The following is a 13,122-nucleotide window of genomic DNA, read 5'->3' as shown; positions in this document are numbered from 1 at the left end:
TCGAGCATGGTTGGAGACTAAATGAGCAAGATTAAACTATCAACCGACAGACTGACTATCGGCTTGTATATTCAGCTTCCCTGTTCCTGGGGAGGCCATCCGTTTCTTTTCAGCAGCTTCAAAATTCAAGACCAGGAACAGATCAAAGCACTGCAGTCATTAGACTTCAGCTTTGTTATTTATATTCCCGAGAAAAGTGACAGCACTCCGCTTCCCCCTAGAGAAGATATCAAGAATGAAGAACAGGCTGATGACGGAGAAAATACCTATTTAAATGAACTGTGGCTGGAAAAAGAGCGCAAGGTTGAAGAGCAGAAATCCTACTTAAGAAACCTACGCAAATGTGAAAATGATTTTAAACAGTCACTGTCCGCGGTGCGTGCAATTAATTTAAAACTGGAACACCAGGCTCCGCAGGCATTAACTGATGCAAAGGAGTTAGTCAGCGGTATTACCGCTAAGCTCAATAAAAGCAACAGTACCATGCTGCATTTAATGGAAGAGGGCCAGGAGGGGGATAAGTACCACAGCCATGTATTTCATGTTGCCATTTTGTCCATGATCCTCGGCAAGGCATTAGCATTGTCGGAGCAGGAGTTAGTCTATCTAGGGCTGGGCGCTTTATTCCACGACCTCGGAAAAAGTAAAATTCCCAATCAGATTCTGCACAACAGACCGCAGATAACACCGGCTGAGAATAATTATTATAAAATGCATGTCCGCTTTGCTCTAGACAAAATCAATAATATTCAAGGGTTTCCTAAGTCAGTAAGTGAAATAGTCAGTCAGCACCATGAGTATCTGGACGGCAGCGGCTACCCGAAGAAATTAAGCGGTGATCAGATCAGCCTGCTAACACAAATTGTTACCATAGCTAATGAATATGATAATATTTGTAATCCAACCAATAAACACCCGAGCCGTACACCCTACCATGCTTTATCTTACCTCTATAAGAACAAAAGCAAGCAGCTTAATAAAGAAGTGTTAGGCTTGTTAATCAAGGAATTAGGAATTTACCCGCCGGGATGTATCGTGCAGCTTTCCAATGAAAAACTGGCACTGGTAATGAGCGTGAGCAAAGAAAATATTCTGCAGCCGAATGTAATGATCTATGATCCCTCTATCCCTAAAAATGATGCGCCGATTATCTCATTAAGCGAAAAAGAGATAACCATTGAAAAAGTCCTTGTTCCTGCAAGGCTGCCGGAAAATATTCAGGAATATCTGAATCCGCGGGCCCGGGTAAATTATTACTTTGAACATCAGGAAGAAAGTTAAGCAATAAGCCCGGAAATCCGGGCTTATTTGTTTATATTAATCAACCGAGGCCATATCACCGCGATCTTCTAACCAGACTTTACGATCACCGGCACGTTTCTTGGCTAATAACATATCCATCATTTCTAACATTTTATCCGCATCAGTGGTAGTTAACTGCACCAGGCGGCGGGTATTAGGATCCATGGTGGTTTCTCGGAGCTGATCCGGATTCATTTCCCCCAGCCCTTTAAAACGCTGCACATTGACTTTACCGCGCTTTTTCTCTGCTTCGATACGGTCCAGAATCCCCTCTTTTTCATCTTCATCCAGGGCGTAAAAAACTTCTTTACCGATATCAATACGGTATAAAGGCGGCATAGCGACATAAAAATGCCCTGCATCAACTACGTGCCGGAAATGGCGTACAAACAGTGCGCAGACTAAGGTCGCAATATGCAGACCGTCTGAGTCGGCATCGGCAAGGATACAGATTTTACCGTAACGCAGAGCAGACAAATCCGAGCTGGCAGGGTCAATACCAATTGCTACAGAAATATTATGTATCTCATCAGAGTTTAAAATAACATCGGATTCATCCTCCCAGGTATTTTTTATCTTACCCCGAAGCGGTAAAATTGCCTGAAAGTCCCGATCCCGCGCTTGTTTTGCCGAGCCTCCCGCCGAGTCCCCTTCCACTAGGAAAAGCTCGCCGCGTTCCGGTTCCTGGGTAGAACAGTCGGTTAATTTGCCCGGCAGTGCCGGCCCCTGAGTTATTTTCTTGCGTGCTACCTTTTTGCTTTTACGGGTACGGGTCTGGGCATTATTAATACAGAATTCAGCAAGCAGCTCAGCTTCATTCACATTAGCATTCAGCCATAAACTAAAAGCATCTTTAACAACACCGGAAACAAAAGCAGCACACTGGCGTGAAGATAAACGTTCTTTTGTCTGTCCGGCAAACTGCGGCTCTTTGATTTTAACTGAAAGGATATAAGCACATTTATCCCAGATATCTTCCGGACTTAATTTAATACCGCGCGGCAGCAGATTGCGGATATCACAGAACTCGCGCATCGCATCCAATAAACCTTGTCTAAAGCCGTTAACATGCGTGCCGCCCTGCGCCGTTGGAATTAAATTAACATAACTCTCTGATATAGAATCGCCGCCTTCAGGCAGCCATACAACCGCCCAGTCTGCAGTTTCTCTATTTGCCGTAAACTGCCCCACAAAAGGAGTGGCAGGCAGCAGCTCATTTTCTGAAACAGCTTCAATCAGGTAGTCATTTAAACCGTCCTGATAGCACCATTCATAGTTATTTTTATTAACTTTATCTTTAAACTTAATGCTTAAACCCGGGCATAACACCGCTTTGGCTTTAAGCAGATGCAGCAGGCGTGATATGGAAAATTTAGCGCTGTCAAAGTATTTGGGATCCGGGCGAAAATGTACGCTGGTCCCGGTATTACGCTTACCGCAGGTATCAACTTGATGCAGCTCCTGAACTTTTTCACCATGTTCAAAAGCAATATGAAAAACTTTAGCATCACGGCGGATATGTACATCAATACGTGTTGATAAAGCATTAACTACCGAAATCCCTACCCCGTGCAGACCACCGGATATTTCATAGTTTTTACCGGAGAACTTGCCGCCGGCATGCAGTTTACAGAAAATCAGCTCCACCCCGGAGATTCCCTCTTCGGGGTGAATATCTATCGGCATGCCGCGGCCGTCATCAATCACTTCTAGTGACTGGTCCTCATGTAATATGACCTGAATCGAAGCTGCGTGACCAGCGAGTGCTTCATCGACACTGTTATCAATAACTTCCTGACCAAGATGATTGGGGCGTGAGGTTTCGGTGTACATTCCCGGGCGGTGACGGACAGGATCCAGCCCGTTTAGTACCTCAATGGAATCTGAATTGTATTGCTCGCTCATGCTTGTACCTATCTTGGAAAATCAATAATTGAATAAAATCTTACGCGGTGCGTTAGAAAATGAATATTTACAGCTAATAACTGTTTGAAGAGTTAATGAAGATAACTGACTGCCGTGTCGAGTATGAAAATTAAAACAGGAACTTAATAATATCCGGCAGATAACGCTCAAAACCAGCAAAGCTGTGATCGCCTCCCTCTTCACAACTCATTTTACACTGCTTGTATTTGTTGAAGGCTTGACGGTAATCTAAAACTTCGTCTTCTTTTTGTAATAAAACCCAGCATTTTTCCGGTCTGCTTAACAACGGCACTTCTAGAGCTTTTAGCTGAGTCATAAAGTTCTGATCAATCTGATATTCATCACCCGTATACGGGTGCACCTGTCTGCCGGCATATGACTCTAATAAACGATATGGGTAAACAGCCGGGTTTATCAGTACAGTCTTCACTGAATATTTCTGCGCGGCTTTTGCCGCTAAATAACCGCCCAGTGAACTTCCCATTACTGCAATCTGATCATTCTTGTGTTGTGCAAACACAGACTCAACCATTGCCCACATCTGTTCCGGCAAAGAAGGCAGCTGCGGACAGATAAATTGAATATCAGGAAAGAATTCACTTAAGTAGGAAGACATCTGCTTCGCTTTTAACGAGGCCGGAGAGCTATGAAAACCGTGTAATGACAATAATACCTGTGCCATTAATAACCTTTTGCATCCTCATCAACAGTAAATGCACCCTGCTCTATCCGCTCAACTTTAGTTTCAATCTCACCGTTTCTGTGAAGTCCTAAGTAACGGTAGCCGGGAGCACGCGAGTCTAATGCAAAATCATCGGAATTGGGTTTAAACTGTACGCAGGTTGACGGGGTGGTTAAAAAACGCACACCGTCCTGAGTGACATCACCAGCCTGATGGACATGCCCGGATAAAACTGCACGTATATTTTTAAAAGGTTTAATTAAGGCTAAAAACTGTTCATTATTTTTTAATATATGCTGATCCAGCCAGGCAGAGCCGACGGGTAAAATATGATGATGAATACAAATCAGGGTATGTTTATAGGGATGCTCTGCTAATGCTTCTTCCAGGAAACATAATTGTGCGTCACTTAAAAAACCATGGGGAACACCTTCCACCTGCGAATCCAGTAAAATAATCTGCCAGAACTCACTGCTGATTTGTGTTGTCCGCGCCAGCCCCTGCTTTAATAAACTCGGCAGCATCACAGTCTGTATATCATGGTTGCCCGGCAGCCAGTAACAGGGCATATCCAGTTTTTTTATCTCTGTAGTAAAATCCAGATATGACTGCGCGGAATGATCCTGAGAAAGATCTCCCGTAGATAAAACCGCCTGACAGTCAGTCGAGTACTGACGGGCATGCTCAACGACAGCTTCATAACTCTGCACCGTTTTTATGCCGAGCAGATCCTTGTCCCTGTCAGCAAAAAGATGGGTATCGGTTATCTGCAGAAGCTCTAAACAGCCCTGCTTATTTGCTTTTAATTGTGCGACTTTTGTCTTCATAGCATTCTTGTGGCTTCAAACGTTTGTTAATGTATTGTTATTGAGTATAAATTAAGCAGCTTTTTTATAAGCCGTTAAGTGCACAATTTTACCATTAGCCGGGCCTCGATTACCAACAAATAGCTAAAAATGTCGGTAAAGACACATTTACCTTTATAAACATGTCTTTCAATAAGCCGATAAAAACTGTGCAGTTAGATATTGTCAGTATGTGATACCTGCCAGGTATCTTTATTCAGCTCCAGCCACTGCAGAGCGATAACAGCCGCAGCATTATTGATTTTGCCGTCGATTACCCACTGATAAGCAGTCTCTCTTGGAACAACGTGCACACGGATATCTTCTCCCTCTTCAGCCAGCCCATGAATGCCGCCGACATCACTACTGTCTACATCAGCAATAAACAGATCAATCTTCTCGGTTGTTCCGCCCGGGCTTACTAGAAAATTAAGGATAAAGCGGCATGATTTCACCGTTAATCCCGCCTCTTCTAGTGCTTCCCGTTCAACCACCTCAGCAGCTTTTTCACCCTCTTCAATAATACCGGCGACTAATTCAAGCAGCCAGGGGGACTGCTGCCCCCCCATGGCGCCGAAACGAAACTGTTCAACCAGTACAACCGTATCAGTTTCGGCATCATAGGGTAAAACAGCGGCTGCATGTCCGCGTTCAAAAAACTCACGCTGAATTTCCGGACTCCAGCCGCCGGCAAACAGTTTGTGCCTTAGCGTATATTTATTACATTCAAAAAAACCTTTATATAAAGGTTCTTTTTTTACTACTTCAACATCGCTGTGATCATAATTAATCTGCTCTGACGAGCTTAAAAGTGAATGTTCGTTCATTTTTTTCCAATCCCCCTGAAAATAGTTACATAATAGTATTTTTTTATAATACACTAAGTGAACACTCTATTTTCCTAATTTTATCAACTATTAGCTTTGCTCAACAGGATGCTTTGCCATGACGTTAAAAAGAATTTCTATCTCAACTTTAATTGCATTATCGACTTTCAGTTACTCTGTTAATGCTGATAATTTATTACAGGTTTATCAAGTAGCCAAACTTAAAGATCCCACCATTCTAAAAAGCAAAGCACAGTATGATGTGTATGCAGAAAAAGTATCAGAAGCCAATGCAGCTTTATTACCGCAGATTGGTTTCGGATTAAATGCAGGCCGTACCATTGATGGTGATGATACTGGTACTAACACAAAATATGGTGCCGATCTGTCTCTGTCCCAGTCGCTGTACAGCGGTACATACTGGCAGCAGTTAGATATTGCCGAAAAACAAGCCACACAGTTTGCAACCGCCTACGGCTACGCGGCACAGGATCTGATCTTTAGAACTGCTACCGCTTACTTTAATGTGTTACGCGCAGATGAAGCGGTGCAGTCAGTTAAAGCAAATAAACGTGCAATTGCCCGTCAGCTTGAACAGACTAAGCAGCGCTTTGAAGTAGGTTTAATTGCCATTACTGATGTTCATGAAGCACAGGCAGAATTTGATAGAACAACAGCAGATGAAATCAAGGCCGAAAATGACCTGGCAAATTCATATTACTCACTGCGAGAATTAACCGGCGAAGATATCTCCAATGTTGCTTATTTAAATGAAGATACCTTTGCACCTCAACCTATCGAAGGTGATGTAAAACTTTGGCGCAATAAAGCTCTGGAGCATAATCTTAATCTGCACGGTATGCGTATTGCTAAAGAGGTTGCCCAAATGCAGATCGATTTAGCAGAAACCGGACATAAACCGACTTTAGATTTAACTGCGGGTGTTGGTTACACTAATCAGGATTATGATGAATCAATAATGACCGATATTGACGCCACTTCCGGCAATGTCGGCCTAAACTTAAATGTACCTATCTATACGGGCGGCAGAATTACCTCTCAAGTGAAACAGGCACAGTACAGCTATGTAATGGCCAGCGAAGATTTAATACAGACTTTCCGGGCAACTGAAGCACAAATTAACAGTGGTTATAACAATGTTCGTGCATCAATCAGTTCTATCCGCGCTTATGAGCAGACAGTAAAATCTTCAAGCAGTGCACTTGAAGCAACGGAAGCTGGTTTTGAAGTGGGTACACGTACTATTGTTGACGTTTTAGATGCGACACGTAATTTATACGCATCAGAAAATCAGCTGGCAAATGCCCGTTACGATTACACCATCAATATGCTGCAGCTTAAGTTTTCTGCAGGTACATTATCTGAGCAGGATATCAGCGATGTTTCCGCTACTCTGATTGATGAAAAGCAGCAAAGCACTAACTAAATAATAATTTGATTGTTATTACAAGAAGGGAAGCAATGTGCTTCCCTTTTTTACAGGAGAAAAGCTGTGTTAGAAAAACTAAAACAAGCATTACAAAAACGCTACAGCACTAAAATATTTAAAGCCGGTCAAGATGTTGATCAGGAAAAACTAAACCTTTTACTAGAGACTCTGCGGCTGGCACCAACCTCTATTAATTCACAGGCATGGCATCTGTATTTAATCAGCAGCCAGAGTGAAAAAGCACGTTTAGCCGAAACCACCTGGGAAAGTAACCAGGCAAAATATAAAGACAGTTCATATCTGTTAGTCTTTTGTGCCAAAACCGCCTTTGCCAGAGAAGATCTGCTGGAGATTGAAGAGCTGACAGCTTCTACCCGTCATGTTGAAGTAAATGAAGGGCGCCTGGCGATGCTTGATAATTACGTCGGCAGCATGTCGGAAAGAGATAAACAGGAGTGGCTGAAGCGCCAGGTATATCTTGTCTTCGGACAGTTTCTTACTACCTGTGCACTGCTCGACCTGGACAGCTGTCCCATCGAAGGTTTTGATCCACAAGAAATGGATAAGCTGCTGGGTTTAAAAGAAAAAGGCTTAACTTCAGTGGTCAGTGCCGTGATCGGCTCGCGTGATATAAATGACTTCAACACCCTGGATAAAGCTCAGAAAGTACGTTTTCCCAAGGATAAAATGATCACTGAAATTAAATAACAGTGATAAAAAAAGAGAGGTTTTTAACCTCTCTTTTTGTTTTGCAGGCGCTTATTAAGCTTCATTACGGATGGTTTTAATTATTTCAGTGGTTGAGCAGCCCTCTTCAAACTGCAGCACACGGACTTCACCGCCGTTAGCAACCACCTCACTGCCGCCGGCAATCTCTTCAGGTTTATAATCACCGCCTTTCACTAAAAGATCCGGCAGTATTTCAGAAATCAAACGCTGTGGTGTTTCTTCACTGAATTCGATAACCCAGTCAACAGCACCTAAGCCGGCAAGGACTGCCATACGGCGATCCACCGGGTTAACCGGTCGGCCTTCACCTTTCAGGCCGCGTACCGACTCATCACTGTTTACAGCAAGGATTAAGCGATCTCCCTGCTCTCTAGCTGTATTTAAATAAGAAACATGACCTGCATGTAAAATATCAAAGCAGCCGTTAGTCATTACTACTTTTTCACCACGATGCTGGGCAAGCTTAACAGCCAGTTTTAACTGCTCTTCAGAAAGTACACCGAAACCAATCTCCTGCTGGCTGTAAACCGCATTCGCCAGTTCAATGGTATTAACCGTTGATGTACCGATTTTGCCGACAACCACACCAGCGGCCGCATTCGCTAATGTACATGCATGTTCAAATGAACTGCCGGCCGCTAATGAAGATGCCAGTACTGAGATAACCGTATCACCGGCACCCGTTACATCATAAACTTCCTGTGCCTGTGTCGGTAGATGGAAGGGTGCGGCACCTTCACGCAGCAGAGTCATACCGTGCTCACTGCGGGTAACCAGTAACGCTTCAAGATCAAATTCTTTAATAATTGCCAGACCGCGTTCAACGATTTCCTGATCACTCCTGCAGGTACCCACTACCGCTTCAAATTCCGATAAATTCGGAGTCAGCAGCGTCGCACCACGGTATTTTTCAAAATCAGAGCCTTTCGGATCTACTAATACTTTTGCATTGGCTTTTTTAGCAAGCTGAATCATGCTCTGCACGTCAGCTAATGAGCCTTTATTGTAGTCAGATAAAATAACAACATCATTATTATTAACCAGCAGCGTCTGCATTTTTTCTAAAATAGGCGCGCTGTTTACATCATGAAAACCTTCTTCAAAATCTAAACGTAATAACTGCTGATGACGGCTTAATACACGTAATTTGGTAATCGTAGGAAAGTTATCAATAGTAACAAAATCTGTATTTACATGTACCGACTGCAGGCTTTTACGTAAAGCGGCCGCAGGTTCATCGTCACCGACTAAACCAATTAAGTTAACCTTACCGCCAAGAGCGGCCACATTTAATGCAACATTGGCGGCACCGCCGGGACGTTCTTCAATCTGTTCAACTTTAACAACAGGAACAGGCGCTTCAGGAGAAATTCTGCCTGTAGGACCATGCCAATATCGATCTAACATCACATCGCCGACAACTAAGACCTGGGCATTTGCATATTCTGGTAATGTTATTTTCATGTAGTCTCTCTTAATATAAGTTTTAAATGAAGCAGCGGGTAAGATTAGCATAATCATATCAAAATCTCATTTTCAATCATTTGCTATTTTATAAAACCTGAGCAGGCGCAGACCTTTACTGCAGGCGGCTTAAGCGCAGCCGGACAGCATCTTGAAAAAAGATCCGCTGCAGATCATAAGAAGAAAAAACAGAGGCTTACAAATAAACACCTCCTGCTTATACTGTTTTAGGCTTATTAATTAAGCGCCTTTATCTTTCAGGAGCCCTATTTATGTTAACCATGTTATGTGTTGATAGTAATCAGCAGCGCCTTGCGCAGATCAAACAGGATCTTCTGCCTTTAAGTGCCCGCCTGACATTAATAGAAGCGGCTAATATTCACCAGGCCGAACGGCTTATCATACAAAACAGGCAGAAAATTGCTTTAATACTCTGTGCACTCAAACTCGAAGAGGGTAGTGCTGTTATTCTGTGCAGGCAGTCTCACTGCAGCTTAATGCGTAAAATTATTTATGCGGCCGATGCCAGCGTAACAGAGCTGAGCGACTGCATTAACCAGGGGCGTATTGATCAGTTTCTGCAGCTTCCTTATCAGGCAAAAGAGCTGACTCATATTATTCAGCGCGAGATGAGTGCTTATAAGATAAATAATCAACATGAACAGAAACAAAGCAGCATTGTGGATAAAACCCGCCTGCTTCATAAACCGGAGCAGTCTGCCCCATCTAATTTTCAGGACAGATTTCTTGATTATTCACTGTATTCAGATTCCGAGCTGTCAAACTTAGTAATTAAATCACTGCATAAAATCCTTGAAAAAAATGATGAACATAAAGTGCGCCGCTCTTACAGCGCCAACCATATACTGACTCGCGAAGGTGAAAAAAACCGTTTTCTGTGGTTTATTACCAAAGGCGAAGTACTGCTTAAAAAGCGTAATGCCCAGGGGGAAACGCAGGATATTACCATTATGCAGGAAGGTACTATGGTGGGAGGCATGTCATTTCTGACCGAGGAATGCGCATTCAGCACCGGTATCACCTTAACAGATACGGAAGTATTAAAAGTTGATAATGCTATCTTTTCACAGATAATGCAGTCCAATTCCGCACTGCTTGCTCCTTTTACCAACCTGCTTCTGCGTAATTTTAACCGCCGCCTGCAGCATAGTATTTCCACCGAGCTGGCGCTGCAGGAAACCCTGCACTCCTTAGATATTGCCTACAATCAGCTGATTGAAAGCGAAAAAATGGTGGTATTAGGCCAGCTGGTTGCCGGGGTTGCACATGAGCTTAATAATCCGGTTGCAGCCATTCTACGAGGCTCTGATACCTTAACTACCCTTATTTCCACCCTGCTTAGCAGCAACAGCGAAAGTGATTTCTCACTGCTGGCACAAAAAACACTGCAGGCAGGATTAACCGTTACCCCGCTTTCTACATCAGAAATCCGCAAACGTACTAAAGTACTGCAGGGCACCATTAAAGATAAGCAGCTCGCCAAAAAAATGGTCAATATGAATCTTGACGGAAAGACTATTCCCGTGGATAACTATCTCAGCTTAAAAGAAACGGTCGACCTGTTAGATAAGTTTCACCAGGCCGGTACCATTTTAAGAAACAGTAACGCCTGTGCCGTGCGCATCGCCGGTTTGGTAAAAAGTTTAAAACATTATGCCGGCCAGGACAGCGAACAATCTTCAACGGTTAATATTCACGACGGATTAGAAGAAACGCTGATTATTTTTGAAAATAAACTCAAACACTACCAGGTTATTAAAGAGTACCAGCAGCTCCCGGATGTTGAATGTCATCCGATTGCATTAGAGCAGGTATGGACCAATATAATATCTAACGCGATTGACGCAACCGAAGGCAAAGGCACACTTAAAATATCAACCTTATACCAGCCCTATGACGAAGCCCCGAGTGTACAGGTGATCATAGAAGATAACGGGCCGGGTATTCCTGAGCATATTTTAACAAAAATTTTCGAGCTTAATTACACCACCAAAAGAGAGGGAAATTTTGGTTTAGGCATAGGCCTAACCATTAGTTCGCAAATAATCAAACGTCATCACGGAACGATAGAGATTGAGTCGCAGCCCGATCAATTCACGCGCTTTATAATCACTCTGCCGATATTTAATCCGCATATTGAAAGTGAGCGTACATCTGTTATCGCCCATAAAGATTCACCAACCTGGTAAGTTGGCAGGATTATTTTTCATCGATTGAGCGGATAAAAAACAGCACAATACACATAATTAACAGCAGTAACAGCTGCAGTAAAAAAGAGGGATGCACAGCAAGGATAGAGATAAAAAAGGCACCAAGCACAATTACATAGATGCTTCTCTTGCGTTTTTTATCTATCTTTTTTTCTTTTTCCCAGTCATTTAATATCACTCCCAGATAAGGTGCATTTAACAGAGACTGATGAAAACAGGGAGAACTGCGGGCAAAACAGGCTAATGCCAGAATAAGAAAAGGAGTTGTCGGCAGGAGAGGCACAATAATACCGATCAGGCCGATAATAGTGCTTAGGCAGCCGCAGGTTATGAGCAGATAACGAATAACGATTTTGCGCATTATTATTGTTTACCTATAAAAAAGGCCCGCAGTCTGCAGGCCTTTTAAAGCAGTCGACAACCGTAAAAACGGTTATAAACTGCCCAGCAATTTAACAACTTACCAGCATTCAATCAGCCTAAGAGAGGATAATTGAATTAAGGGGCTGTTTATTACTTACCAAGCTTCTCTTTAATACGAGCAGCTTTACCAGTAAGTTCACGTAAGTAGTATAGTTTAGCTTGGCGAACCAGACCGCGACGTTTAACTTCAACGCTTCCTACAAGTGGGCTGTGAGTTTGGAAAACACGCTCAACACCTTCACCGTTCGAGATTTTACGAACTGTGAATGCAGAGTGTAAACCACGGTTACGCTTAGCGATTACAACACCTTCAAATGCCTGAAGACGCTCTTTTTCACCTTCTTTTACGCGAACACGTACGACTACAGTGTCACCCTGTGAAAATTTAGGGATATCCGTACGTAGCTGTTCATTTTCAATTGCTTGTATAATATTGCTCATTTTAATACCTTTTTAGCCTAGTTAACCAATAACATCGCTGGTTAGTTGGAGTCACTTTCCAGAGCAGCAAGTATTTTAACTTGCTCGTCAGTCAGAGCTAGGTTGTTTAATAAATCGGGCCTTCTTTGTATCGTGCGCTGCAGTGACTGTTTTAACCGCCAAAGGCGAATTTTTTCATGATCACCGCTCAATAACACACTCGGCACTTGTTTTCCGTCTAACACCTCAGGACGTGTATAGTGCGGGCAGTCCAGCAGACCATCCGCAAAGGAGTCCTGCTCGGCTGATAACACATGACCTAAAACACCCGGTACAAAACGTACCACAGCATCAATAAGGATCATGGCCGGCAGTTCGCCGCCGCTTAAAACATAATCACCGACTGACCATTCTTCGTCAACCAGGCTTTCTATTACCCGTTCGTCTATACCTTCATAGCGCCCTGCAACCAGAATCAAAGCTTCAGAGCCTGATAATGACTGCGCACCGCAATGGTCTAAACGCTGTCCTTGAGGAGAAAGGTAGATCACCTTTGCCTCATGTCCTGCTTCTTTAGCTGCCTGTTTTGCTGCAATAATCGCATCCCGTAAGGGCTGCACCATCATCAGCATACCAGGACCGCCGCCATAGGGACGATCATCAACCGTTCTATGCTTATCCAAAGTGAAATCACGCGGATTCCAGCATTGAATCGAAAGCAGATTATTTTTAATTGCTCGACCTGTTACCCCATTCTCGCTAATGGCCCGAAACATATCCGGGAAGAGGCTTACAACCCCTATCCACATCACTTTTCTCCCAG

The 13,122-nt window shown here is 43.3% G+C and carries 12 protein-coding genes; 4 read left to right on the top strand and 8 right to left on the bottom strand.

What is annotated here, in order from left to right:
* Nucleotides 1-21: 21 nt before the first annotated feature.
* Nucleotides 22-1,281, top strand: a complete 1,260-nt coding sequence (locus tag G337_RS0114645) for a cyclic di-GMP phosphodiesterase (protein ID WP_028864563.1) — start codon at nucleotides 22-24, stop codon at nucleotides 1,279-1,281.
* 36 nt (nucleotides 1,282-1,317) lie between these two features.
* On the opposite strand, the gene parE is transcribed toward G337_RS0114645, so the two are convergent.
* From parE to nudF, 4 genes are all read right to left on the bottom strand, one after another.
* Nucleotides 1,318-3,207 carry a DNA topoisomerase IV subunit B gene (gene parE, locus G337_RS0114640; protein ID WP_028864562.1) on the bottom strand — a complete coding sequence of 630 codons (1,890 nt, stop codon included), beginning with the start codon at nucleotides 3,205-3,207 and terminating at the stop codon, nucleotides 1,318-1,320.
* 130 nt (nucleotides 3,208-3,337) lie between these two features.
* Nucleotides 3,338-3,910, bottom strand: coding sequence for a YqiA/YcfP family alpha/beta fold hydrolase (locus G337_RS0114635; RefSeq protein WP_028864561.1), 573 nt, complete (start codon nucleotides 3,908-3,910; stop codon nucleotides 3,338-3,340).
* The gene (gene cpdA / locus G337_RS0114630) at nucleotides 3,910-4,737 is read right to left on the bottom strand and encodes a 3',5'-cyclic-AMP phosphodiesterase (RefSeq protein WP_028864560.1); all 828 of its coding nucleotides are present in this window, start codon (nucleotides 4,735-4,737) and stop codon (nucleotides 3,910-3,912) included. Before cpdA ends, G337_RS0114635 begins: the two co-directional genes overlap by 1 nt.
* A 194-nt stretch (nucleotides 4,738-4,931) precedes the next feature.
* Nucleotides 4,932-5,582, bottom strand: coding sequence for an ADP-ribose diphosphatase (gene nudF, locus G337_RS0114625; RefSeq protein WP_028864559.1), 651 nt, complete (start codon nucleotides 5,580-5,582; stop codon nucleotides 4,932-4,934).
* A 118-nt stretch (nucleotides 5,583-5,700) separates the two neighbouring features.
* Between nudF and tolC the strand changes: the two genes are divergently transcribed.
* Together tolC and G337_RS0114615 are read left to right on the top strand one after the other, a co-directional pair.
* Entirely contained in the window at nucleotides 5,701-7,029 is a 1,329-nt protein-coding gene (gene tolC / locus G337_RS0114620) for an outer membrane channel protein TolC (protein ID WP_028864558.1), read from the top strand.
* A gap of 66 nt (nucleotides 7,030-7,095) precedes the next feature.
* Nucleotides 7,096-7,740, top strand: a complete 645-nt coding sequence (locus G337_RS0114615) for a nitroreductase family protein (RefSeq protein WP_028864557.1) — start codon at nucleotides 7,096-7,098, stop codon at nucleotides 7,738-7,740.
* 54 nt (nucleotides 7,741-7,794) lie between these two features.
* Here the strand turns inward: G337_RS0114615 and hldE are convergent, their stop codons facing one another.
* Entirely contained in the window at nucleotides 7,795-9,225 is a 1,431-nt protein-coding gene (hldE, locus tag G337_RS0114610; RefSeq protein ID WP_028864556.1) for a bifunctional D-glycero-beta-D-manno-heptose-7-phosphate kinase/D-glycero-beta-D-manno-heptose 1-phosphate adenylyltransferase HldE, read from the bottom strand.
* A gap of 272 nt (nucleotides 9,226-9,497) precedes the next feature.
* Here hldE and G337_RS0114605 point away from each other — a divergent pair, with 272 nt between their 5' ends.
* Nucleotides 9,498-11,435: an ATP-binding protein gene (locus tag G337_RS0114605; RefSeq protein WP_028864555.1), complete on the top strand. Its 1,938-nt coding sequence runs from the start codon at nucleotides 9,498-9,500 to the stop codon at nucleotides 11,433-11,435.
* Nucleotides 11,436-11,445: 10 nt separating this feature from the next.
* On the opposite strand, the gene G337_RS0114600 is transcribed toward G337_RS0114605, so the two are convergent.
* The 3 genes from G337_RS0114600 to trmD all read right to left on the bottom strand — a co-directional run bounded on the left by G337_RS0114600 (nucleotide 11,446) and on the right by trmD (nucleotide 13,108).
* Nucleotides 11,446-11,817 carry a YbaN family protein gene (locus G337_RS0114600; RefSeq protein WP_028864554.1) on the bottom strand — a complete coding sequence of 124 codons (372 nt, stop codon included), beginning with the start codon at nucleotides 11,815-11,817 and terminating at the stop codon, nucleotides 11,446-11,448.
* Between the two features lie 152 nt (nucleotides 11,818-11,969).
* A complete protein-coding gene (rplS, locus tag G337_RS0114595; RefSeq protein ID WP_019616158.1) occupies nucleotides 11,970-12,320 on the bottom strand; it encodes a 50S ribosomal protein L19 in 351 nt (116 codons plus the stop codon).
* Nucleotides 12,321-12,361: 41 nt separating this feature from the next.
* Complete coding sequence (gene trmD, locus G337_RS0114590) at nucleotides 12,362-13,108, bottom strand: tRNA (guanosine(37)-N1)-methyltransferase TrmD (protein ID WP_028864553.1); 747 nt, start codon at nucleotides 13,106-13,108, stop codon at nucleotides 12,362-12,364.
* Between the last annotated feature and the right edge of the window lie 14 nt (nucleotides 13,109-13,122).

This window comes from Psychromonas aquimarina ATCC BAA-1526, from assembly GCF_000428725.1.
In the GTDB taxonomy this organism is placed as follows: Bacteria; Pseudomonadota; Gammaproteobacteria; order Enterobacterales; family Psychromonadaceae; genus Psychromonas; species Psychromonas aquimarina.
Note: the sequence above shows the minus strand (reverse complement) of the source record. Positions and strands in the feature narration are given on the sequence as shown.

Excerpts from the sequence above, each read along its gene's own strand:
- G337_RS0114645 (WP_028864563.1), top strand. The coding sequence starts at position 22 with ATGAGCAAGATTAAACTATCAACCGACAGACTGACTATCGGCTTGTAT.
- parE (WP_028864562.1), bottom strand. The coding sequence starts at position 3,207 with ATGAGCGAGCAATACAATTCAGATTCCATTGAGGTACTAAACGGGCTG.
- G337_RS0114635 (WP_028864561.1), bottom strand. The coding sequence starts at position 3,910 with ATGGCACAGGTATTATTGTCATTACACGGTTTTCATAGCTCTCCGGCC.
- cpdA (WP_028864560.1), bottom strand. The coding sequence starts at position 4,737 with ATGAAGACAAAAGTCGCACAATTAAAAGCAAATAAGCAGGGCTGTTTA.
- nudF (WP_028864559.1), bottom strand. The coding sequence starts at position 5,582 with ATGAACGAACATTCACTTTTAAGCTCGTCAGAGCAGATTAATTATGAT.
- tolC (WP_028864558.1), top strand. The coding sequence starts at position 5,701 with ATGACGTTAAAAAGAATTTCTATCTCAACTTTAATTGCATTATCGACT.
- hldE (WP_028864556.1), bottom strand. The coding sequence starts at position 9,225 with ATGAAAATAACATTACCAGAATATGCAAATGCCCAGGTCTTAGTTGTC.
- G337_RS0114605 (WP_028864555.1), top strand. The coding sequence starts at position 9,498 with ATGTTAACCATGTTATGTGTTGATAGTAATCAGCAGCGCCTTGCGCAG.
- G337_RS0114600 (WP_028864554.1), bottom strand. The coding sequence starts at position 11,817 with ATGCGCAAAATCGTTATTCGTTATCTGCTCATAACCTGCGGCTGCCTA.
- rplS (WP_019616158.1), bottom strand. The coding sequence starts at position 12,320 with ATGAGCAATATTATACAAGCAATTGAAAATGAACAGCTACGTACGGAT.
- trmD (WP_028864553.1), bottom strand. The coding sequence starts at position 13,108 with ATGTGGATAGGGGTTGTAAGCCTCTTCCCGGATATGTTTCGGGCCATT.